At 61.2% G+C, this 20,821-nt stretch carries 21 protein-coding genes; 16 read left to right on the top strand and 5 right to left on the bottom strand.

Translation table 11 applies throughout. The annotated features are described in order from the left end of the window. Nucleotides 1–190 precede the first annotated feature (190 nt). The 9 genes from mdcA (at nt 191) to madM (ending at nt 7,402) form a co-directional block, all read left to right on the top strand. On the top strand, nt 191–1,861 hold the full coding sequence (gene mdcA / locus FBY01_RS04220) for a malonate decarboxylase subunit alpha (RefSeq protein WP_145306736.1): 1,671 nt from the start codon (nt 191–193) through the stop codon (nt 1,859–1,861). Next, complete coding sequence (locus FBY01_RS04215; protein ID WP_010466883.1) at nt 1,861–2,718, top strand: triphosphoribosyl-dephospho-CoA synthase; 858 nt, start codon at nt 1,861–1,863, stop codon at nt 2,716–2,718. Before mdcA ends, FBY01_RS04215 begins: the two co-directional genes overlap by 1 nt. Next, nucleotides 2,718–3,017 (top strand): malonate decarboxylase subunit delta, encoded by a 300-nt coding sequence (locus tag FBY01_RS04210; RefSeq protein ID WP_008026217.1) that lies wholly within the window; start codon nt 2,718–2,720, stop codon nt 3,015–3,017. Before FBY01_RS04215 ends, FBY01_RS04210 begins: the two co-directional genes overlap by 1 nt. Then, on the top strand, nt 3,010–3,861 hold the full coding sequence (locus FBY01_RS04205) for a biotin-independent malonate decarboxylase subunit beta (RefSeq protein WP_145306738.1): 852 nt from the start codon (nt 3,010–3,012) through the stop codon (nt 3,859–3,861). Before FBY01_RS04210 ends, FBY01_RS04205 begins: the two co-directional genes overlap by 8 nt. Further along, the gene (gene mdcE / locus FBY01_RS04200) at nt 3,858–4,661 is read left to right on the top strand and encodes a biotin-independent malonate decarboxylase subunit gamma (RefSeq protein ID WP_145306740.1); all 804 of its coding nucleotides are present in this window, start codon (nt 3,858–3,860) and stop codon (nt 4,659–4,661) included. The genes FBY01_RS04205 and mdcE overlap by 4 nt, the downstream gene beginning before the upstream one ends. Further along, complete coding sequence (locus FBY01_RS04195; RefSeq protein ID WP_145306743.1) at nt 4,655–5,266, top strand: malonate decarboxylase holo-ACP synthase; 612 nt, start codon at nt 4,655–4,657, stop codon at nt 5,264–5,266. Before mdcE ends, FBY01_RS04195 begins: the two co-directional genes overlap by 7 nt. After that, nucleotides 5,263–6,174 (top strand): malonate decarboxylase subunit epsilon, encoded by a 912-nt coding sequence (mdcH, locus tag FBY01_RS04190; protein ID WP_145306745.1) that lies wholly within the window; start codon nt 5,263–5,265, stop codon nt 6,172–6,174. The genes FBY01_RS04195 and mdcH overlap by 4 nt, the downstream gene beginning before the upstream one ends. A gap of 65 nt (nt 6,175–6,239) precedes the next feature. Further along, entirely contained in the window at nt 6,240–6,632 is a 393-nt protein-coding gene (madL, locus tag FBY01_RS04185; RefSeq protein WP_010466888.1) for a malonate transporter subunit MadL, read from the top strand. Between the two features lie 5 nt (nt 6,633–6,637). Continuing rightward, on the top strand, nt 6,638–7,402 hold the full coding sequence (gene madM / locus FBY01_RS04180) for a malonate transporter subunit MadM (RefSeq protein WP_145306747.1): 765 nt from the start codon (nt 6,638–6,640) through the stop codon (nt 7,400–7,402). 85 nt (nt 7,403–7,487) lie between these two features. On the opposite strand, the gene FBY01_RS04175 is transcribed toward madM, so the two are convergent. Further along, nucleotides 7,488–8,402, bottom strand: coding sequence for a LysR substrate-binding domain-containing protein (locus tag FBY01_RS04175; RefSeq protein ID WP_077747236.1), 915 nt, complete (start codon nt 8,400–8,402; stop codon nt 7,488–7,490). Between the two features lie 129 nt (nt 8,403–8,531). On the opposite strand from FBY01_RS04175, the gene FBY01_RS04170 reads away from it, so the two are divergent. After that, nucleotides 8,532–9,149, top strand: coding sequence for a hemolysin III family protein (locus FBY01_RS04170; RefSeq protein WP_010466891.1), 618 nt, complete (start codon nt 8,532–8,534; stop codon nt 9,147–9,149). A gap of 113 nt (nt 9,150–9,262) precedes the next feature. Here the strand turns inward: FBY01_RS04170 and FBY01_RS04160 are convergent, their stop codons facing one another. Next, a complete protein-coding gene (locus FBY01_RS04160; RefSeq protein WP_077747237.1) occupies nt 9,263–10,171 on the bottom strand; it encodes a LysR family transcriptional regulator in 909 nt (302 codons plus the stop codon). Nucleotides 10,172–10,278: 107 nt separating this feature from the next. Between FBY01_RS04160 and FBY01_RS04155 the strand changes: the two genes are divergently transcribed. The 3 genes from FBY01_RS04155 to FBY01_RS04145 are packed head-to-tail and all read left to right on the top strand — an operon-like array spanning nt 10,279 to nt 12,819. Further along, the gene (locus FBY01_RS04155) at nt 10,279–11,520 is read left to right on the top strand and encodes a D-amino acid dehydrogenase (RefSeq protein WP_145306749.1); all 1,242 of its coding nucleotides are present in this window, start codon (nt 10,279–10,281) and stop codon (nt 11,518–11,520) included. A gap of 18 nt (nt 11,521–11,538) precedes the next feature. Beyond that, nucleotides 11,539–11,889 (top strand): RidA family protein, encoded by a 351-nt coding sequence (locus FBY01_RS04150; protein ID WP_010466895.1) that lies wholly within the window; start codon nt 11,539–11,541, stop codon nt 11,887–11,889. A 27-nt stretch (nt 11,890–11,916) separates the two neighbouring features. After that, nucleotides 11,917–12,819 carry a transporter substrate-binding domain-containing protein gene (locus tag FBY01_RS04145; protein ID WP_017341248.1) on the top strand — a complete coding sequence of 301 codons (903 nt, stop codon included), beginning with the start codon at nt 11,917–11,919 and terminating at the stop codon, nt 12,817–12,819. 116 nt (nt 12,820–12,935) lie between these two features. Here FBY01_RS04145 and FBY01_RS04140 read toward each other — a convergent pair whose 3' ends face one another. Further along, nucleotides 12,936–13,655, bottom strand: coding sequence for a 16S rRNA (uracil(1498)-N(3))-methyltransferase (locus FBY01_RS04140; protein WP_010466899.1), 720 nt, complete (start codon nt 13,653–13,655; stop codon nt 12,936–12,938). Between the two features lie 195 nt (nt 13,656–13,850). Then, entirely contained in the window at nt 13,851–15,257 is a 1,407-nt protein-coding gene (locus FBY01_RS04135; protein WP_077747239.1) for an adenosylmethionine--8-amino-7-oxononanoate transaminase, read from the bottom strand. 222 nt (nt 15,258–15,479) lie between these two features. Between FBY01_RS04135 and FBY01_RS04130 the strand changes: the two genes are divergently transcribed. The 3 genes from FBY01_RS04130 to FBY01_RS04120 all read left to right on the top strand — a co-directional run bounded on the left by FBY01_RS04130 (nt 15,480) and on the right by FBY01_RS04120 (nt 18,671). Continuing rightward, complete coding sequence (locus tag FBY01_RS04130) at nt 15,480–17,237, top strand: flavin monoamine oxidase family protein (protein WP_145306751.1); 1,758 nt, start codon at nt 15,480–15,482, stop codon at nt 17,235–17,237. Between the two features lie 265 nt (nt 17,238–17,502). Beyond that, nucleotides 17,503–18,054 (top strand): cytochrome b, encoded by a 552-nt coding sequence (locus tag FBY01_RS04125; protein WP_010466911.1) that lies wholly within the window; start codon nt 17,503–17,505, stop codon nt 18,052–18,054. Between the two features lie 32 nt (nt 18,055–18,086). Continuing rightward, the gene (locus FBY01_RS04120; RefSeq protein WP_077747241.1) at nt 18,087–18,671 is read left to right on the top strand and encodes a YceI family protein; all 585 of its coding nucleotides are present in this window, start codon (nt 18,087–18,089) and stop codon (nt 18,669–18,671) included. A gap of 246 nt (nt 18,672–18,917) precedes the next feature. On the opposite strand, the gene FBY01_RS04115 is transcribed toward FBY01_RS04120, so the two are convergent. Further along, complete coding sequence (locus FBY01_RS04115; RefSeq protein ID WP_010466915.1) at nt 18,918–20,795, bottom strand: DEAD/DEAH box helicase; 1,878 nt, start codon at nt 20,793–20,795, stop codon at nt 18,918–18,920. Between the last annotated feature and the right edge of the window lie 26 nt (nt 20,796–20,821).

The following is a 20,821-nucleotide window of genomic DNA, read 5'->3' as shown; positions in this document are numbered from 1 at the left end:
TCTGGCCTCTTCGCGAACAGGCTCGCTCCCACATTGAAATGCGCTCTCCTGTGGGAGCGAGCCTGCTCGCGATGGCGTCGGCATGGTCAACCATTACCCTGACCGTAACGATCCGTCTCTGTGCTTGATTGATGCTCCCCACCCAAGCCTCCTAAGGTGACTCCCACGACAGCGAACCCGTGGAGTGGTCATGACAACAACAATATCCCCCGACTCGCGATGGACGCGGCGGCGCAGCGAAAAGCAGCGGCGTCTCGAACTGGTGCGGGGTCTGGCCGACGGTGTGGTCCTGCCCACCGACAACATCGTCGCGGCACTGGAAGCTCTGATCCTGCCCGGCGACCGCGTGGTGCTGGAAGGCAATAACCAGAAGCAGGCGGATTTCCTGTCTCGCTCCCTGGCCAAGGCCAATCCCGCCAAGCTGCATGATTTGCACATGATCATGCCCAGCGTCGGCCGCTCCGAGCACCTGGACCTGTTTGAACGCGGCATCGCCCGCAAGCTCGACTTCTCCTTCGCCGGCACCCAGAGCCTGCGCATCAGCCAATTGCTGGAAGACGGCCTGCTGGAAATCGGTGCGATCCACACCTACATCGAGCTCTATGCGCGGCTGGTGGTCGACCTGATTCCCAACGTCGTGCTCTCGGCCGGTTTCATGGCCGACCGCGCCGGCAACATCTACACCGGCCCAAGCACCGAAGACACCCCCGCCTTGATCGAGCCGGCCGCCTTCAGCGATGGCATTGTCATCGTCCAGGTCAACCAACTGGTGGACGATGTCAGCGACCTGCCACGCGTCGACATTCCCGCGTCGTGGGTCGATTTCGTGGTGGTGGCGGACAAGCCGTTCTATATCGAACCGCTGTTCACCCGCGACCCACGGCACATCAAGCCTGTGCACGTGCTGATGGCGATGATGGCGATCCGTGGGATCTACGAAAAACACAACGTTCAGTCGCTGAACCACGGCATCGGTTTCAACACCGCCGCTATCGAATTGATCCTGCCGACCTACGGCGAATCCCTAGGCCTGAAGGGCAAGATCTGCCGCAACTGGACGCTCAATCCGCACCCGACGCTGATCCCGGCGATTGAAAGCGGCTGGGTCGAAAGTGTGCATTGCTTCGGCACTGAATTGGGCATGGAAAACTACATCGCTGCGCGGCCGGACGTGTTCTTCACCGGGCGCGACGGCTCTCTGCGCTCCAACCGGATGTTCTGCCAGCTCGCCGGGCAATACGCGGTGGACCTGTTCATCGGTGCAACCCTGCAAGTCGATGGCGACGGCCATTCTTCCACCGTGACCCGTGGGCGCCTGGCCGGTTTCGGCGGCGCGCCGAACATGGGCCACGACCCGCGCGGTCGCCGTCATAGCACGCCGGCCTGGCTCGACATGCGCCATGACGACGCGCCCGAAGCGTTGCTCGAACGCGGTAAAAAACTTGTGGTGCAAATGGTCGAGACCTTCCAGGAGGGCGGCAAACCGACCTTCGTCGAAACCCTCGATGCAATAGAAGTGGCGAAGAAAAGCGGCATGCCGCTGGCGCCGATCATGGTCTACGGCGACGACGTCACCCACCTGCTGACCGAAGAAGGCATCGCCTATTTGTACAAGGCCCGTTCCCTTGAAGAGCGCCAGGCGATGATCGCCGCCGTCGCCGGAGTGACCGCCATCGGCCTGCGCCACAACCCGAAAGACACCGCACGCATGCGCCGTGAAGGCTTGATCGCCTTGCCCGAAGACCTCGGCATCCGCCGCACCGACGCCACCCGCGAATTGCTCGCGGCCAAGAGCGTGGCTGATCTGGTCGAGTGGTCCGGTGGCCTCTACAACCCGCCCGCCAAGTTCAGGAGCTGGTAATGCACGCATTCAACCTGCAACCGAAAACGCTTTCCCTGGCTGAACGGCTGGCGGACCTGGCGGTGGACGCATTGATCGACGAAGCGGACCTGTCGCCGAAACCGGCGTTGGTCGACCGTCGTGGCAATGGCGCTCATACCGATTTGCACCTCGGGCTGATGCACGCCTCGGCGCTGTCGCTGTGGCCTGCATTCAAGGAAATGGCGCAAGCGGCCATTGAATCTGGCGAAGTCGGTGTGCCGCTGCGTGAAGCCGTTGGACGGATCGGTCGGGAAGGGGAGCAAGCGATGCTCGCCACGACGGCTGGCGTGAACACCCATCGCGGGGCGATCTGGGCCTTGGGTCTTTTGGTCACCGCCTGCGCGCTTGAGCCTGAATCCAGTGCCGCAGGCCCGATTGCTTTGCGTGCTGCCCGACTCGCGTTAATCGACGACCGTTACGCACCACGTCCACTCAGCCATGGCGCCCAGGTTGCCCAACGCTACGGCGCTCGCGGTGCCCGTGAAGAAGCCCAACTCGGCTTTCCTTCGGTTCTGCAACGCGCACTGCCACAACTCAAACGCAGCCGCGCCTTGGGCCATGGCGAGCAGAACGCCCGGCTCGACGCCTTGCTCGCAATCATGACGAACCTGGCCGACACCTGCGTGCTCTACCGCGCCGGCGAACACGGCCTGCAAACCATGCAGCTTGGTGCCCAAGCGGTACTCGATGCGGGCGGCAGCGCCAGCCTCGCCGGTCGCCGCCGTCTGCACGAATTGGACGAACAATTAATCGCATTGAATGCGTCGCCCGGCGGTGCCGCGGATTTGCTCGCCGCCTGCCTGTTTATCGACCGCATCGAGTCGGGAGCTTTCTGATGGAAACCTTATCCTTTGAATTCCCCGCCGGGCAGCCGCCACGGGGCCGCACGCTGGTGGGCTGTGTCGGTTCGGGCGATCTGGAAGTGCTGATCGAACCGGGTCAGGCCGGCAAATTGACGATCAAGGTGCAGACCTCGGTCAATGGCGCCGAACAACGCTGGCAGCACCTGTTTGCACGGATGTTCGACGGCCAGACACCGCCAGCGATGGCCATTGATATCCACGATTTCGGCGCTACCCCCGGCGTGGTGCGCTTGCGTCTGGAACAAGGCTTTGAGGAGATCGGTCATGACTGACAGTAAAGAACTCCTACACAAGCACAGCTTCGTCGAACTCGGCGCCCGGCAACGGGCGAAAGCCTTGCTCGACCCTGGCACCTTCCGCGAATTGCTCGACCCGTTTCAGCGCGTCATGTCGCCATGGCTGTCGTGCCAGGGCGTGGTGCCGCAAGCCGATGACGGCGTGGTGATCGCCAAGGGCAGCATCGGTGGATTGCCGGTGGTGATCGCCGCCATCGAAGGTGCATTTCAGGGCGGCAGCCTCGGTGAGGTCGGCGGGGCGAAGATTGCCGGTGCGCTGGAACTCGCCGCCGAAGACAACCGCAATGGCATTCCCACTCGCGCCGTGTTGCTGCTGGAAACCGGCGGCGTGCGTTTGCAGGAAGCCAATCTTGGGCTGGCGGCGATTGCCGATATTCATGCGGCGATTGTCGACCTGCGCCAGTACCAGCCGGTTATCGGTGTGGTCGCCGGCAGCGTGGGTTGCTTTGGCGGGATGTCGATTGCCGCCGGGTTGTGCAGCTATTTGCTGGTGACTCAGGAAGCGCGGCTTGGCCTCAACGGTCCGCAAGTGATCGAACAGGAAGCCGGGCTTGAGGAATACGACTCCCGCGACCGTCCTTTCATCTGGAGCCTGACCGGTGGCGAGCAGCGTTTTGCCAGCGGTTTGGTGGACCGTTATGTCGCCGACGACGTGGCGCAGATTCAGCAGCAGGTCGGTGAGTTACTCAAGCAAGGTTTGCCGGCACAACAACGCAGCCGTCAGGCCGATCTGTTCCTGCAGCGGCTGGCCCGTCTGGACGCCGAACCGCAAATCGAGCCGTCAGTGGTTCGCGATCTGTATCAAGGAGAGCGCTCATGAGTTCGTATTCCCTGAGAGGTTTGAACTGGTTCAACGCCTTGAGTGCGGGCGCGAAACCGGTCGAAGGTTTGCCCGCTTCGTTGAGGGTCGCCGACGGTGTATTGGGTGATCAGTCTGTACGGTTTATCGCGGTGGTGGCTGATCCCGACAACCGTTTCGTCCGCGCCCGCAATGGCGAGGTCGGTCTGCTGGAAGGTTGGGGCCTGGCCAAGGCGGTGGATGACGTCATCGCCGAAGACACGGATAAACCGCACAAACGCGCCTTGGTCGCCATCGTCGATGTGCCGAGCCAGGCTTACGGTCGGCGCGAAGAAGCGCTCGGCATTCATCAGGCCCTGGCGGGTGCGGCAGACAGTTATGCCCGCGCCCGGTTGGCCGGTCATGCGGTGATTGGCTTGCTGGTGGGCAAGGCGATGTCCGGGGCGTTTCTGGCCCATGGGTATCAGGCCAATCGCTTGATTGCCTTGCGTGATCCGGGCGTGATGGTCCATGCGATGGGCAAGGCATCGGCAGCGCGGGTGACGTTGCGCAGCGTCGAAGAACTCGAAGCCCTGGCTTCCAGCGTGCCGCCGATGGCTTATGACATCGACAGCTATGCGAGTCTGGGATTGCTTTGGGAAACCTTGTCGGTAGAGCAGATCGAGCAGCCGACAGCGGCGGATCTGGCGCGGGTGACTGAATGCCTGAACCTTGCCATTGGCGATGTCGCCACCAGCGGACGTGATCTGAGCAGCCGCTTGGGCGCGACCAACCGTGCGGCATCAAGCACCGTTCGCCAATTGCTGAGAGCGCAGTGGTGAATACGTTTCTGGCCCACGACCTGCTTTGGGGGATGACCCCGGAGCAGCTGCCGGTGGACGCGCCTGCATGGGCGATCGAGTCGGTCAGCGCAGGTCAGCCGGTGGTGGTTCGGCGTGCGTTGAGTGCGCCGGATCACGTCGCGGTCGGGGTGCGTGGGCGGTTGCGTGAGCAGCGGTTTGCAGCGGTGATGTCGATCGCTGCGATTGCTCGTCGCGTCAGACCGGAAGAGCTTTGTCATGCCTTGATCGAGCGGGATTTGCCAGCAGTACGCGCCCTCAATGATTTGCGGCCGATGCTCGATGACTTCGGTTGGGCGTGGGGCGTCAGCGGCAGCGCCGGGTTTGAATTGGCCAGCGGTGTTCAGGCGTTGCACGAGGGCAGTGATCTCGACTTGATCCTGCGCACCCCGCAACCGTTGGATCGATTGAAAGCGCAGGCGCTGGTGAAGATTCTGGACACGGCTGCGTGCCAGGTAGACATGCAGTTGCAGACGCCTTTCGGCGCCGTCGCCCTGCGCGAATGGGCCAGTCCTGCCCGCCGGGTTTTGCTGAAAAACGCCCGTGAAGCCTGCCTGGTGATTGATCCGTGGGAGCAAGCAGCGTGAGCAGTTTGCTGGTGTTCCCAGGCCAGGGCGCGCAGCAACCGGGCATGCTCCACCGTTTGCCTCTCGAAACGGTGAATGAGGCCAGTGAAGTGCTGGGCGAAGACGTGTTGCGGCTGGATTGCGCCGAGGCGTTGAAATCGACAAGGGCCGTTCAACTTTGCCTGTTGATTGCCGGCGTCGCGGCTTCACGCCAGTTATCAATGGCAGCGGATTACGTGGCGGGATTGTCCATCGGCGCCTACCCGGCAGCGGTGGTGGCGGGCGCCCTGAGCTTCAGCGATGCGCTGCATCTGGTCAGCCTGCGTGGTGAGCTGATGCAGCAGGCTTATCCTCAGGGCTACGGCATGACCGCGATCATCGGTCTGGATCTGGCGACAGTGGAAGAGTTGCTCGCGCAGGTTCACCGCGTCGATATGCCGGTTTACCTGGCCAATATCAATGCCGATAACCAAGTGGTCATTGCCGGCAGCGATGCGGCGATGAAAGCTGTCGCCGAACTGGCCCGAGGTCGCGGTGCAGGTCTGGCAAAACGACTGGCCGTCAGCGTGCCTTCCCATTGCCCGCTGCTGGAAGCTCCGGCGAAAACCCTGGCCGAAGCCTTCGCCAATGTGCAACTGAAAACACCGACATTGAGTTACCTGAGCGGCAGTCGCGCCCGGCCCGTCATCAACACCGAAGCCTTGCGCGATGACCTGGCTTTCAACATGTGCCGCGTGGTGGATTGGCGCGGCACGGTGCAAAGCGCTTACGAGCGTGGCGTACGTCTACAGATCGAACTGCCGCCCGGTGCGGTGCTGACCGGGCTGGCGCGCCGGGTGTTCGAGCAGGGCACCGTCATTGCCTTCGACGGTGCTCGCCTCGATACCTTGCAGGCGCTGTTGCGTGAGGAGGGAAGCCGCCAACCCTAGACCACCGACTCAAGCCTTCGAACAACAAAAACAACATTCGACGATGCACTTTGAGGACAACAACAATGATTATTTATGGTGTGGCGTTTCTCGCCTTTTGTACCCTGGTGGGTATTTTTGTCGGTGAACTGCTCGGCAAGCTGATTGGCGTACCGGCCAACGTTGGCGGTGTAGGTATTGCGATGCTTCTGTTGATCGGCCTCGGCAGTTACCTGAATAAAAGTGGTTGGTTCAAAGGCAAGACAGAGCAGGGCGTGGAGTTCTGGAGCGCAATTTATATCCCGATCGTCGTCGCCATGGCGGCGCAACAAAACGTCTATGGCGCACTCAAGGGTGGGCCGATGGCGATTCTGGCGGGGACGGCAGCGGTGGTTATCGCCTTTGCCTTGGTGCCGGTGCTGGTACGCATCGGCAACAAGGAACCCGCCTCTGTCATTCCTCCGAAGACGGTAGGGTGATCGCCATGTACGAATCGATGATGAAGGTAATTACCGGTTACAGCCTGATCAGTGGCTTTCTGATTGTCGGCGTGACCATGTGGGTGTCCTACTGGATTTCCAATACGTTCACTAAAGGCCGCTTGCACGGCTCGGCCATCGCCATTTTGCTCGGCCTGTTGTTGTCGTATGTCGGTGGTGCGTTGACCGGTGGCCAGAAAGGCGTGGTGGACATCCCGTTGCTGTCCGGGATCGGCCTGCTGGGCGGTGCCATGTTGCGCGATTTCGCCATTGTGGCCACGGCGTTTGGCGTCAGTGTCGATGAGCTCAAACGTGCCGGTTTTGTCGGAGTACTGGCGTTGTTCGTCGGCGTCGGGACGTCGTTTATTGCCGGTGTCGCCGTGGCCATGGCCTTCGGATACACCGATGCGGTCAGCCTGACCACCATTGGTGCCGGGGCTGTGACGTATATCGTCGGTCCGGTGACCGGGGCTGCCATCGGTGCCAGTTCCGAGGTCATGGCGCTGTCGATTGCCGCAGGGTTGATCAAAGCCATTCTGGTGATGGTCATGACGCCGTTCGTGGCGCCGATGATTGGTCTGAACAACCCACGCAGTGCGGTGATCTTCGGGGGCTTGATGGGGACATCCAGCGGTGTGGCGGGCGGGTTGGCGGCCACGGATCCGAAACTGCTGCCTTATGGTTGCCTGACCGCCGCGTTCTACACGGCATTGGGCTGTTTACTCGGGCCTTCGTTACTGTTTCTGATCATGCGCGGATTAATGGGCTGATGCGCTAGAGGGTAAGCCACGCGCCCACAGGATCTGCGCAATGCCTGTAGGAGCGAGGCTTGCCCGCGAAGGGCGCGACAGGGTCTCAGGCCTGGCGATTGGCATACATCCGACACTCTGCCAACAACGCCAGCAGATTCGGATCGCGCTCCTTGGCTTTCAAAAACACCACGCCAATGTGCTGCTGCAACCGATACTTTTCCTGCAACGGAATCAGCTTCACACGGTTCTCATACACCGCCGCAATCCGCCCCGGCAGCAACGCATAACCCACCCCCGAGCTGACCATGCTCAGCAGGGTGAAGATGTCGTTGACCTGCATCGCCACCTTCGGCTCGAACCCCGCCTGCTTGAACACCCGGTTGCCGTCCTGATGCGTGGCAAACCCCTGAGTGAGTGTGATGAAAGTTTCGTCGCGCACTTCGGCCAGGTCGACTTCCGCCCGTTGGGCAAACTTCGAATCCGCTGGCGTGGCCAGGAAGATGTCATCGGAGAACAGTGGAATCTGCTCGCAGTCCGGGTCGTTGACGCTGTCGTCGAGGGACACCAGGATCGCGTCGACTTCCATGTTCTTGAGCTTGTACAGCAGGTCGAAATTCGAGCCGAGGATCAAATCGATGTTGAGCTCGCTGCGACGGATTTTCAGGCCCATGATCAGCTGCGGCACCGTCTTCACCGTCAGCGAATACAACGAGCCGAGCTTGAAGCGTTCGGCGGAGAACCCGGCCGCTTCGCGGGTCAGGCGCACGGTTTCGACCACGTCCTGAATCAGCTTCTGGGCGCGTTCTTCCAGCACATAAGCGCTTTCCAGCGGTGTCAGGTTGCGGCCTTCGTGTTTGAACAGCGGGCAGCGCAAGGCGCTTTCCAGCGAGTGAATGGCGCGGTGCACGCTGACGTTGCTGGTCTGCAACTCGGCCGCGGCCCGGGCCAGGTTGCCGGTGCGCATGAAGGCGAGGAACACCTCGAGTTTTTTCAGGGTCAACTCTTCGTCGATCAGCATGGGCGTGACTCTTGGTCGAATGGCTCGATTGTGCACGTATGCGCGGATTTGTGATCTGAAACATTGCGCTTTTAGGCTCAAGGGCTGAGCCTTGCGCCATGTTGTAACGAATGTTGAGGTGGGCGACACATGTATCACGGGGAACGATTGAACGCCTGGACGCATTTGGTCGGTGCGGTGGCAGCGATGGTCGGGGTGGTGTGGATGCTGGTGATTGCCAGCATGGACGGCAGCCCGTGGAAGATTGTCAGCGTGGCGATTTACGGATTTACCTTGATGGTGCTTTACAGCGCATCGACCGTTTACCACAGCGTGCGCGGGCGCAAGAAAGCGATCATGCAGAAGGTCGATCACTTTTCGATCTACCTGCTGATTGCGGGCAGTTACACGCCATTCTGTCTTGTGACGCTACGCGGGCCGTGGGGCTGGACCTTGTTCGGAATTGTCTGGGGATTGGCGCTGATCGGCATCCTGCAAGAGATCAAACCGCGTTCGGAAGCGCGGATTCTGTCGATCGTGATCTACGCGGTGATGGGCTGGATCGTGCTGGTGGCGGTCAAGCCGCTACTGGCGGCGCTGGGCAGCACAGGTTTTGCCTGGCTGGCATCGGGCGGCGTGTTGTACACCGTGGGCATTGTCTTTTTTGCGCTGGACAGTCGTTTGCGTCATGCCCACGGGATCTGGCATCTGTTCGTGATCGCCGGGAGTCTGCTGCACTTCGTGGCGATTATGTTTTATGTCTTGTAGATCGCACCGCAGCTATATGAAAAACCTGTGGGAGCGAGCCTGCTCGCGAAAGCGCCAGGTCAGTCGACATCATCGCTGACTGATCCACCGCATTCGCGAGCAGGCATGCTCCCTCAGGAACACAGGCGATCCAGTTGTGCCTGCGCCCGTCGGCTGAACACCTGCAACAAGTCGCTCAAGGTATGGGGCGGCGGTTCGTCGGCGCGGGTGACCGCATACAACGTGATCGGTAACGCTGGCGCCAGAGGTCGAATCGCCGTGGTGGCGGGGGATGCGCCAAGCGCAGTAAACGGGTCGATCACCGCCAGCCCGGCACCGGATTCAACCATCGCCCGCGCCAGCGAATAGGTCTGCACGGCGATGCGAACCCGTGGTGGCGGCTCGACCGCCTCAAGGTAGCTGTCGAGCCTGGCCGCCAGCGGATCGGCGCTGGACAGGCCGATCAGCGGCGCGCCGGCCAGTTCGATCAAGGGTAATGGCTGGCCCAAGGCGTCGTCGGTCCAATAGCCCAACGGCGCCAGCGCCACCAACACCCCGCAGGCCAGGGGCTGCGCCTTCAGGCCCGGATGATCCGGCGGTTGCAAGGTCAGCGCGACATCCACTTCGCGCATCAACAAATTCTGCATCAACTCACGGCTGTGGGCGCTGGACAGCTCGCAGACAATGTCCGGGTAGCGTTGCGTCCACTCGTTGATGGCCGGCGGCAGCAGCGACAAGGCCAGCGCCGGGATCGCGCCGATCCTTACGCTGTGACCCGGCTCGCGGCGCAGGCTCTGAGCCAGACGTCGCACGCCTTGCAGGCTTTCGGTGACCTTGTCGACTTCGCGCTCAAGCTCCAGCGCTTCGGGCGTGGCCTGCAATTTACCGCGCACCCGCAGAAATAACGGGAAGCCCAGTTGCTGCTCGGCGTGTTGCAGCACTTTGCTCACCGCCGGCTGCGACACGTGCAGCAACTGCGCGGCGCCACTGACCGAACCGGTCTGGCGGATGGCCTGGAAAATCTCGATGTGTCGCAGTCGCATGGCAAGTCCATAACCTTTGTTTATGGGTCAGGCATCTTTATGCATTGTTCAAGGTCTGTCACCTGGTCCTAACCTGAAGCCTGTTTCAACAACGGTTAAGGACAGACATGGCTCAGCGGGTTTGCATCATCGGTGGCGGCGTCATCGGCCTGACGACGGCTTACGCACTGGTTCGCGACGGCATCGACGTGACGCTGATCGAGGCCCGGGATTCGCTGGGTAGCGAGACCAGTTTCGCCAACGGCGGCCAGTTGTCCTACCGTTACGTCGCGCCTCTGGCCGATGCCGGCGTGCCGTTGCAGGCGCTTGGCTGGATGCTGCGCGGTGACTCTCCGCTGAAGTTGCGTCCGCGCCTGGACCCGGCGCAATGGCGCTGGATGGGGTCCTTCCTGGCGGCGTGCCGTCGTTCTGTGAATCAGCGCAACGGCGCGCACCTGCTGCGTCTGGCGCTGCTGAGCCAGTCCACGCTGCAAGGCTGGCGGGACGAAGACCGTCTCGACGGCTTCGCTTGGCGGCGCAACGGCAAACTGGTGACGTTTCGTGAAGCCGCAAGTTTTGAGCATGCGCGCCATGGCCTGGCCGATCCGCAACAGCAGCACGTGCTGTCGCGTGCCGAATGCGCACAGTTGGAGCCTGCGCTTGCCGAGGCGCCGTTTGTGGGCGCGATTTATACGCCTGATGAAGAAGTCGCCGATTGCCATGCTTTCTGCCAGCAACTGCTGGCTCGGCTCCAGGCGTCGGGGCGTTGCGAGTTTTTGCTGGGACGCAAGGTCACCGGCATTCGCCACGCGGATGGCGCGGTGCAGGCTGTAGAAATGGGTTCGCACGTGCTGCCGGTCGAGCAACTGGTGATCGCCGCCGGTCATCGCAGTCCGGCGCTGGCGCTGCCCGGCATGCACCTGCCGCTGTATCCGCTCAAGGGCTACAGCCTGACCTTGCCCGTGCGCACCGAACATCGCGCGCCGGAGCTGAGCATCACCGATTACAACCGCAAGATCGTTTATGCCCGCATCGGTGATCAACTGCGCGTGGCGGCGATGGTCGACATCGTCGGTTTCGACCCGGCACTCGACCCCAAACGTCTGGCGCTGATCAAGCGCCAGGCGCAGGAAACCTTACCCAATGCCGGCGATTACACCGCCGCCATCGAATGGGCCGGCATGCGCCCGGCCACCCCCAGCGGCGTGCCGTTGATCGGGGCCACGGCGTACCGCAACCTGTGGCTCAACCTGGGCCATGGCGCCCTGGGTTTTACCCTGGCTTGCGGCAGCGCCCGGTTGCTCAGCGAGTTGATCGCCCGGCGCGCACCCTCGATTGAAATGCAGGGCCTCGCCCCCCGCGTCGCCTGACTTGAAAAGGAAAAACCGATGAGCATCAACCGTATCAACAGCAACAGCCGGCTCTCTGGCGCGGTGACCTTTGGCGATCTGGTGTTTCTCTCGGGACAGGTTCCGGGTGACAGCCTCGACGTCACCGGCCAAACCGCCGAGGTGCTGGCGAAGATCGATGCGTTGCTGGCCGAAGCTGACAGCGACAAGGATCATCTGCTCAACGCGACCATTTACCTGAACGACATTGGCCGCGATTTTGCCGCCATGAATGAGGTCTGGTCGCAGTGGCTGTCACCGGGCAAAGCGCCAACCCGCACTACTTTGCAGGCGCAACTGGCCCGTCCCGAGGTCCTGGTGGAAATCACCGTGATCGCAGCGCGCCGCTAATCGCTCAACCCACAACGGAGAATAACAATGCAAAAAATCACGTTGATCGGCTGCACCCTCGGTCTGCTGCTCGCCAGTCAGGTCCAGGCCAACGAAACGCCACTGACCGGTACGCTGAACAAGGTTGCCAATGCCAAGAGCATCACGCTGGGCTATCGCGACGCGTCGGTGCCGTTCTCCTACGTGGGTGATCACACGGGGCAGCCGATGGGGTATTCGGTGGACCTGGCGAGCAAGATTGTCGAGCGCATCAAGCAAAAGCTTGAACTGCCGGATCTGCAGGTGAAGTACAACCTGGTGACCTCGCAAACGCGCATTCCGCTAGTGCAGAACGGCACGGTCGACCTTGAGTGCGGCTCCACCGGCGTGACCGCCGAGCGCATGCAGCAAGTGGCGTTTTCCTACGGGTTTATCTACGTGAAGGGTCAGTTGCTCACGGCGAAGGACAGCGGCATCAAGAGTTTCGCTGACCTGCGCGGCAAGAACGTCGTGACCACCGCGGGCACAACGAATGAACGGTTTCTGAAGAGTTACAACGTCGATCACAAGATCGATATGTTCGTGATCAGCGCCAAGGACCATGGCGAGGCTTTCCAGATGCTGCAGTCGGGTCGGGCGGCGGCGTTCTATATGGACGACGCGCTGCTCTATGGTGAACGAGCGAAGGCCCGCGATCCGCATAAGTGGGTGGTGGTGGGTGAGGAGCAGTCGCGGGAAATCTACAGCTGCATGGTGCGCAAGGATGATCCGCAGTTCCTGGCACTGGTCAACTCCACGCTGGCCGACCTGTACAGCTCGGGAGAAATCAACGGCATCTATAACCGCTGGTTCCAACAGCCGATCCCGCCCAAAGGCTTGAACCTGGAATTCCCGATGACCAGCGAGCTGAAAGCCATCATCGCCAAACCGGTGAGTGATCCGGTGCAGTAGTTGCGGACAGATCGTTCCCACGCTCTGCGTGGGAATGCCTCTAGGGACGCTCTGCGTCCAGTGACGCGGAGCGTCACGGGCTGCATTCCCACGCGGAGCGTGGGAACGATCAGAACCTAGAAGTCGCCCCACAGTTGTTGCGCCACCGCTAATGCCACGACGGGTGCGGTTTCGGTGCGCAATACGCGAGGACCGAGGCGGGCGGCATGAAAACCGCCAGCCTTGGCCTGCTCGACTTCAGCATCGGACAACCCGCCCTCAGGCCCGATCAGAAACGCCAAGGTTGTCGGTTTGGCATGACTCACCAACGGCTCAGCCACCGGATGCAGCACCAGTTTCAACTCAGCCTCGGTCTGCTTCAACCAGTCCGCCAGCAACAGCGGCGGATGAATCACCGGCACCCGTGAACGCCCGCATTGCTCGCACGCGCTGATCGCCACCTGGCGCCAGTGCATCAGGCGTTTGTCGGCGCGTTCATCCTTCAGGCGGACTTCACAGCGGTCGCTGAAGATCGGGGTGATTTCGGTGACGCCCAGTTCAGTGGCTTTCTGAATCGCCCAATCCATGCGCTCGCCTCGGGACAAGCCCTGGCCGAGGTGGATCTGCAAGGGCGACTCGATTTGCCCGGCGAAGCTTTCATCGATCTGCACGACGACGCGCTTCTTGCCGACCTCCACCAGCGTGGCCCGAAACTCATGGCCTGAGCCGTCGAACAATTGCAGCGCATCACCCTCGGCCATCCGCAGCACGCGGCTGATGTAATGGGCCTGGGCCTCGGGCAATTCGTGTTCGCCGGTGCTCAAGGGGGCGTCGATAAAGAAGCGGGACAGTCTCATCTTGGATCTCTGTAAAAGTCGAATATAGCAGCGTGCTCAATCAGCTTTTGTGGCGAGGGAGCTTGCTCCCGCTGGGTTGCGAAGCCGCCCCAAACCCGGCGACCGCGATTTGTCAGTTAAAACGCGCAAGCCGGAGTACGACTGCTTCGCAGCCGAGCGTGAGCAAGCTCCCTCGCCACAGGGTTTTTCGGTGACTCAGCCCGGATCGCGGAAGCCGGGGTGGAAGTCCTTCGGCACCGACACGCTGATGCCTTCACGGGTCGCGATGTCGATCCCTTCACTGGCCACTTCGGCCAGAAAATCGATCTGCTCCGGTGTAATCACATACGGCGGCAGGAAATACACCACGCTGCCCAACGGTCGAAGTAAAGCACCGCGCTCCAGCGCGTGCTGGAACACCTTCAAACCGCGACGCTCTTGCCACGGATAAGCTTCTTTTGTTGCCTTGTCCTTGACCATCTCGATGGCCAGCACCATGCCGGTCTGGCGCACTTCCGAAACGTTCGGGTGATCGGCCAGGTGCGCGGTCGCGCTGGCCATGCGCTGCGCCAATGCCTTGTTGTTCTCGATGACGTTGTCTTCTTCGAAGATATCCAGCGTCGCCAAAGCCGCCGCGCACGCCAGCGGGTTGCCGGTGTAGCTGTGCGAATGCAGGAAGGCGCGCAGGGTCGGGTAGTCGTCGTAGAACGCGCTGTAGACATCCTCGGTCGTCACGCAGGCCGCCAGCGGCAGGTAGCCGCCGGTCAGGGCCTTGGACAGGCAGAGGAAGTCCGGGCGGATGCCGGCCTGTTCACAGGCGAACATCGTCCCGGTGCGGCCGAAGCCGACGGCGATTTCGTCGTGGATCAGGTGTACGCCATAGCGATCACAGGCTTCGCGCAGCAGTTTGAGGTACACCGGGTGATACATGCGCATGCCGCCGGCGCCCTGGATCAACGGCTCGACAATCACCGCCGCGACAGTGTCGTGGTTCTCGGCCAACGTCTGTTCCATGGCCGCGAACATGTTCCGCGAGTGTTCTTCCCAGCTCATGCCTTCGGGGCGCAAGTAGCAATCGGGGCTCGGCACCTTGATGGTGTCCAGCAGCAACGCCTTGTAGGTTTCGGTGAACAGCGGTACATCGCCCACCGACATCGCCGCCATGGTTTCGCCGTGGTAGCTGTTGGTCAGGGTGACAAAGCGCTTCTTGTTCGGCTGGCCGCGGTTGAGCCAGTAGTGAAAGCTCATTTTCAGCGCGACTTCGATGCAGGACGAACCGTTATCGGCGTAGAAGCACCGCGTCAGGCCTTCCGGCGTCATCTTCACCAGACGCTCCGACAGCTCGATCACCGGCTGATGGCTGAAACCGGCCAGAATCACGTGCTCCAGCTGATCGACCTGATCCTTGATGCGCTGGTTGATGCGCGGGTTGGCGTGGCCAAACACGTTGACCCACCAGGAGCTGACGGCGTCGAGGTAGCGTTTGCCTTCGAAGTCTTCCAGCCATACGCCTTCACCGCGCTTGATCGGGATCAGTGGCAGCTGTTCGTGGTCTTTCATCTGGGTGCAGGGATGCCACAACACCGCAAGATCGCGTTGCATCCACTGATTATTCAGGCCCATGTTCAGTCTCCTCGAGGCGGCTCGCTGGTTTCGCGGGCAAACAATCGCGCAAGCCTATGCAATGCATCGCACGGGGACAACCCATTGTGTCGATTGAGCTACTTTGTATAGGTCGATAGACGTCGCTGGCGGCCTTTTGATGGCTGACGTATTCTTCGCGGTTCTTTGAGTCGTCTGACTCGTAAAACCGCTATTTCCTCGTGTATTTCCGGAGTTCGCTGAATGTCTGCTGGTTGGCTGCGCGCCTGTGCGCTGGTGATGTTGGGGCTGTTCAGCGTGTCTGCGCTGGCCAAGGATAAAACGGCGATCGTGATCGGCGGCGGGCTCTCGGGCCTTACTGCCGCTTATGAACTGCAGAACAAAGGCTGGCAGGTGACCCTGCTGGAAGCCAAGCCGAGCCTGGGCGGTCGCTCCGGTATGGCCACCAGTGAGTGGATCGGCAACGACAAGACCCAACCGGTGCTGAACAAATACGTATCGACCTTCAAGCTGAGCACCACGCCAGCCCCTGAATTCGTGCGGACCCCGAGCTACCTGATCGATGGCGTGTATTACACCGCCGCCGACCTGGCCACCAAGGAACCGGCCACCGCCGAAGCCCTCAAGCGCTACGAAAAGACCTTGGACGATCTGGCGCGTTCGATCGAAGATCCACAGAACCCGGCGGCCAACAGTACGCTGCACGCTCTGGATCAGATCAACGTTTCCAACTGGCTCGACCGTCTGAGCCTGCCAGCCACGGCACGTCAGTTGGTGAACCAGCAGATTCGTACCCGTTACGACGAACCTTCGCGCCTGTCGTTGCTGTATTTCGCACAGCAGAGCCGTGTTTACCGTGGCGTCTCCGACCGTGACCTGCGCGCTTCGCGCCTGCTCGGCGGCAGCCCGGTACTGGCCCAGGCCTTCGTCAAACAGCTGAAAACCATCAAGACCAGCTCTCCGGTGTCGTCCATCAACCAGGACAAGGACGGTGTGACCGTCAAAGTCGGCAGCGTCGGCTATCAGGCTGACTATGTGGTGGTGGCCGTGCCGTTGCGCGCCCTGAACAAGATTCAGATGATCCCGGCGCTGGACGCCCAGCACCTTGGTGCCATCAAGGGCACCAACTACGGCTGGCGTGACCAGATCATGCTGAAGTTCAAGACGCCAGTGTGGGAAAGCAAGGCGCGCATGTCCGGCGAGATCTACAGCAACACCGGCCTGGGCATGTTGTGGGTCGAGCCGGCGCTGAAGGGTGGCGCCAACGTGGTGATCAACCTGTCCGGCGACAACGCACGGGTGATGCAGGCGTTCGGCGACAAGCAGATGGTCGACCAGGTGCTGATTCGTCTGCACGCGTTTTATCCACAGGCACGCGGTTCTTTCACCGGTTATGAAATCCGCCGCTACAGCACCGACCCGTCGATGGGCGGCGCTTACCTGGCCTTCGGCCCGGGCCAGATCAGCAAATACTGGCGCCTGTGGGAACGTCCGCTGCAACGCGTAGCGTTCGCTGGCGAACACACCGACACCTTGTACCCAGGCACGCTGGAAGGCGCATTGCGCACCGGTCAACGTGCAGCCAGTCAGGTTGAAGACCTGGCGGCGGGCAAGTCGTTTGAGCCTGCGAAGGTTGTGCCGGCAGCGACCGCTGTAGCGGCCGGCGCGGTGGCGGCGAAGAAAGGCAACTTCTTCACTAACCTGTTCGGTGGTTCGTCCGATGACGACAAGAAGCCGGAACCGGTCAAGGCACCAGAGCCAGTGGCGCCGACACCTGCTCCAACGCCGGCACCGACTCCAGCACCTGCACCGGTTGAAGCGCCGAAGCCTGTGGCCCCGGTGAAAGCCGAGCCGGCCAAGAAAGCCCCGGTGAAAAAGCCTGCTGCCAAGACCGAAGCCAAAAAAGCGCCGGCCAAAGCCCCGGCGAAGAAGGCTGAAACCGCGAAGAAACCAGCGGCAAAAACTTCTACGACCCCGGCGACGGAAACCAAAGCGCAGTAAGCTTTTGGCACTCAAAGAAACGCGGCAGACATGCCGCGTTTTTTTATGCCTGAAAGAAACCAATCACAAGAATCGAATAAATCTTGTGGCGCAGGTGTTCCATGGCTGGACTTCATTTTTTATTACACATTGGTCTTTAATCTTTCCTTAACGACTCTATTTCAGACTCTTGATCGTATTTCTCGATATTTCAAAGCGAAATTTTCCGCTTTAATTCGATAGATAACTCGATAGTCTTGGTCGCAGTTCTCACAGGATTTGGGCAATGCAGCTACGTAACTCTTCTTCCCGCTACGGTTGGGTCAGCGTCTTTATGCACTGGGGCGTGGCGCTGGCGGTCTTCGGTTTGTTCGCGCTGGGCTTGTGGATGGTCGGTCTCGACTACTACAGCACCTGGCGCAAAGACGCGCCGGAATTGCACAAGAGCATTGGCCTGGTGTTGTTGGCTGTCATGGTCCTGCGGGTGTTGTGGCGCTTTATCAGCCCGCCACCGCCGACACTGGAGACATATAGCCGCATGACGCGTCTCGGCGCCAAGTTCGGTCATTCGTTCCTGTACTTCAGCCTGTTTGCTGTGATGATTGCCGGATACCTGATTTCCACCGCAGACGGTGTCGGGATTTCGGTGTTTGGCCTGTTTGAAATTCCTGCGCTGGTTTCCGGACTACCGGACCAGGCAGACACCGCCGGTGTGATTCATCTGTATCTGGCGTGGGCGCTGGTAATTTTTTCCGGTCTCCACGCGTTGGCAGCATTGAAGCACCACTTTATCGATCGTGATGCGACCCTCAATCGAATGCTGGGCCGCAAAGCCTGAAGTTCAACCTCGACTCCAAAGGAATAGAAAGCATGTTGAAAAAAACACTCGCTGCTCTGGCAATCGGTTCGGCTCTGCTGTCCGCTAACGTGATGGCGGCTGACTACGTCGTCGACAAAGAAGGCCAGCACGCCTTCGTTGACTTCAAGATCAGCCACTTGGGATACAGCTACATCACCGGTACCTTCAAGGACATCGACGGCAAGTTCAGCTTCGATGCGGCCAAGCCGGAAGCGAGCAAGATCGAGTTCAACGTCAACACCGCCAGTGTGTTCACCAACCATGCCGAGCGCGACAAGCACATCGCCAGCAAAGACTTCCTGGACGGGTCTAAAGCCAAGTTCGTCTCCACCAGCGTTAAATCCACCGGCAAAAACGCCGCTGGCAAAGACACTGCCGACGTGACCGGCGACCTGACCATCCTTGGCGTGACCAAGCCAGTCGTGGTCAAGGCTACCTTCCTGGGCGAAGGCAAGGATCCATGGGGCGGCTACCGTGCCGGCTTCGAAGGCACCACTAGCATCAAGCGTTCCGACTTCGGCAAGCAGAAAGACCTGGGCCCAGCGTCCGATGCCGTCGAGTTGTACGTTTCGTTTGAAGGTGTGAAGGCGAAGTAATTTTCGCCCCTGACACGAAAACGCCCCCGATCTCGCGATCGGGGGCGTTTTTTATGGCCGAACATAATCTGCGTCGCACCCAAAATCCTGTAGGAGCGAGGCTTGCCCGCGAAAGCGCCAGCGGCCTCTCCACAGAAATCCGGTTGACCCCTTCGCGGGCAAGCCTCGCTCCTACAGGGGGTTGCGTCAGGCCAAAAAAATGCCCCGGGTCGTGAGAGCCGGGGCATTTTTTATGGCAGTGCTAAATCAGCGATTGCGGGTCAGCAACGCTGGCTTCTCACCGCGTGGACGGCCTGGGAGTTGATCAAGTTGCTCTGGAGTCGGGAAACGATCGGTTTTCGACTCCTTGTGAATGATCTTCGGTGCCGGGCCGCGCGGGTTTTGCACGGCCGGTTCCGAACGCGGCTGGTCGTCGGTGCGAGCCGGACGACGGTTGCGCGACTCTTCACGACGGGCCTGGCCGTCACGTGGAGCACCGTTACGTGGGCCACTGCGCTTGGCCGGCGGCGTGCCGGTGGTGGCGCCGTCGCTGCTGCGCGGACCGCTTTGGCGACCCTGAGGCTTGCCGCCGGTGCGTGGAGCACCTGCGCCGGCTGCCGCGCCTGGTGCCGGAGCACCCGGACGGCGGCCACGGCCCTGAGCCGGTTTGGCTTGAGGCACGTAGTCAACGCGGTTACCGAAGTTATCCACATCGTCGTCCAGGAACTCATCCGGAGCACGATCAACGGCGGCACGAGGAGCCGGACGCTGTTGCTCGCGAGCCGGGGTGCCTTCGCGTGGCTTGTGTTCACGGGCCGGGCGATCGCCACGGCCAGTGGCAGGCGCTTTTTCTTTGCCGCCCTTGTCCTTGCCCTTGTCTTTACGACCGCCGCCACCGCCGGTGCCGTTCGGGCCGTCGCCGCGCGGGCCACGTGGGTTGCGTGGGTTACGCACATCCGGACGCTCGCGAACTTCCGGTTTCTCGGCTTCTACAGCGCTGGAGTCGAAGCCCATCAGGTTGCCATCGGCAATCTTCTGCTTGGTCATGCGCTCGATGCTTTTCAGCAACTTTTCTTCGTCCGGGGCGACCAGCGAGATCGCCTCGCCCGAACGACCGGCACGGCCGGTACGGCCGATACGGTGAACGTAATCTTCGTCGACGTTCGGCAGCTCGAAGTTGACCACGTGTGGCAACTGGTCGATGTCGAGGCCGCGAGCGGCGATGTCGGTGGCGACCAGAATGCGCACTTCACCGGCCTTGAAGTCGGCCAGGGCTTTGGTGCGGGCGTTCTGGCTCTTGTTGCCGTGGATCGCGACGGCGCTGAGGCCGTGTTTGTCCAGGTACTCGGCCAGACGGTTGGCGCCGTGCTTGGTGCGGGTGAACACCAGGACCTGTTCCCAGGCGCCAGCGGTGATCAGGTGCGCCAACAGCGAACGCTTGTGGTTGGCTGGCAGGCGGAAGACGCGTTGCTCGATACGCTCGACCGTGGTGTTCGGCGGCGTAACTTCGATGCGTTCCGGGTTGTGCAGCAGCTTGCCGGCAAGGTCGGTGATGTCTTTGGAGAAGGTCGCCGAGAACAGCAGGTTCTGACGTTTGCTCGGCAGGCGAGCCAGGACCTTCTTCACGTCATGGACAAAGCCCATGTCGAGCATGCGGTCGGCTTCGTCCAGCACGAGGATTTCCACGTGGGACAGATCGACGCTGCCTTGGCCGGCGAGGTCGAGCAGGCGGCCAGGGCAGGCCACCAGCACGTCGACACCACGGGACATGGCCTGAACCTGCGGGTTCATGCCGACGCCGCCGAAGATGCAGGCGCTGACGAACTTCAGGTCACGGGCATACACCTTGAAGCTCTCGTGGACTTGAGCCGCGAGTTCGCGGGTAGGGGTCAGGACCAGTACGCGCGGTTGGCGCGGGCCGTGACGCTGGGATTTGTCCGGGTGACCGTTGGGGAACAACCGCTCCAGAATCGGAAGGGCGAAGCCGCCGGTTTTACCAGTACCTGTCTGAGCCGCGACCATCAGGTCGCGACCTTGCAACACGGCGGGGATAGCCCGCTGTTGCACCGGAGTAGGCTCGGTATAGCCCGCTGCCTCGATGGCGCGGACTAAAGCCTCGGAGAGACCGAGGGAAGCAAAGGACATGAGTAATCCTGTTTTAGTTAGGGCTT

The sequence above is a fragment of the Pseudomonas sp. SJZ077 genome, assembly GCF_007993905.1.
GTDB classification, from domain to species: Bacteria; Pseudomonadota; Gammaproteobacteria; order Pseudomonadales; family Pseudomonadaceae; genus Aquipseudomonas; species Aquipseudomonas mandelii.
The sequence above is the reverse complement of the archived record's forward strand: the minus strand, read 5'-3'. Positions and strand labels throughout refer to the sequence as shown.

Coding starts and splice junctions, on each gene's coding strand:
- mdcA (WP_145306736.1), top strand. CDS start 191: ATGACAACAACAATATCCCCCGACTCGCGATGGACGCGGCGGCGCAGC.
- FBY01_RS04215 (WP_010466883.1), top strand. CDS start 1,861: ATGCACGCATTCAACCTGCAACCGAAAACGCTTTCCCTGGCTGAACGG.
- FBY01_RS04210 (WP_008026217.1), top strand. CDS start 2,718: ATGGAAACCTTATCCTTTGAATTCCCCGCCGGGCAGCCGCCACGGGGC.
- FBY01_RS04205 (WP_145306738.1), top strand. CDS start 3,010: ATGACTGACAGTAAAGAACTCCTACACAAGCACAGCTTCGTCGAACTC.
- mdcE (WP_145306740.1), top strand. CDS start 3,858: ATGAGTTCGTATTCCCTGAGAGGTTTGAACTGGTTCAACGCCTTGAGT.
- madL (WP_010466888.1), top strand. CDS start 6,240: ATGATTATTTATGGTGTGGCGTTTCTCGCCTTTTGTACCCTGGTGGGT.
- madM (WP_145306747.1), top strand. CDS start 6,638: ATGTACGAATCGATGATGAAGGTAATTACCGGTTACAGCCTGATCAGT.
- FBY01_RS04175 (WP_077747236.1), bottom strand. CDS start 8,402: ATGCTGATCGACGAAGAGTTGACCCTGAAAAAACTCGAGGTGTTCCTC.
- FBY01_RS04170 (WP_010466891.1), top strand. CDS start 8,532: ATGTATCACGGGGAACGATTGAACGCCTGGACGCATTTGGTCGGTGCG.
- FBY01_RS04160 (WP_077747237.1), bottom strand. CDS start 10,171: ATGCGACTGCGACACATCGAGATTTTCCAGGCCATCCGCCAGACCGGT.
- FBY01_RS04155 (WP_145306749.1), top strand. CDS start 10,279: ATGGCTCAGCGGGTTTGCATCATCGGTGGCGGCGTCATCGGCCTGACG.
- FBY01_RS04150 (WP_010466895.1), top strand. CDS start 11,539: ATGAGCATCAACCGTATCAACAGCAACAGCCGGCTCTCTGGCGCGGTG.
- FBY01_RS04145 (WP_017341248.1), top strand. CDS start 11,917: ATGCAAAAAATCACGTTGATCGGCTGCACCCTCGGTCTGCTGCTCGCC.
- FBY01_RS04140 (WP_010466899.1), bottom strand. CDS start 13,655: ATGAGACTGTCCCGCTTCTTTATCGACGCCCCCTTGAGCACCGGCGAA.
- FBY01_RS04135 (WP_077747239.1), bottom strand. CDS start 15,257: ATGGGCCTGAATAATCAGTGGATGCAACGCGATCTTGCGGTGTTGTGG.
- FBY01_RS04130 (WP_145306751.1), top strand. CDS start 15,480: ATGTCTGCTGGTTGGCTGCGCGCCTGTGCGCTGGTGATGTTGGGGCTG.
- FBY01_RS04125 (WP_010466911.1), top strand. CDS start 17,503: ATGCAGCTACGTAACTCTTCTTCCCGCTACGGTTGGGTCAGCGTCTTT.
- FBY01_RS04120 (WP_077747241.1), top strand. CDS start 18,087: ATGTTGAAAAAAACACTCGCTGCTCTGGCAATCGGTTCGGCTCTGCTG.
- FBY01_RS04115 (WP_010466915.1), bottom strand. CDS start 20,795: ATGTCCTTTGCTTCCCTCGGTCTCTCCGAGGCTTTAGTCCGCGCCATC.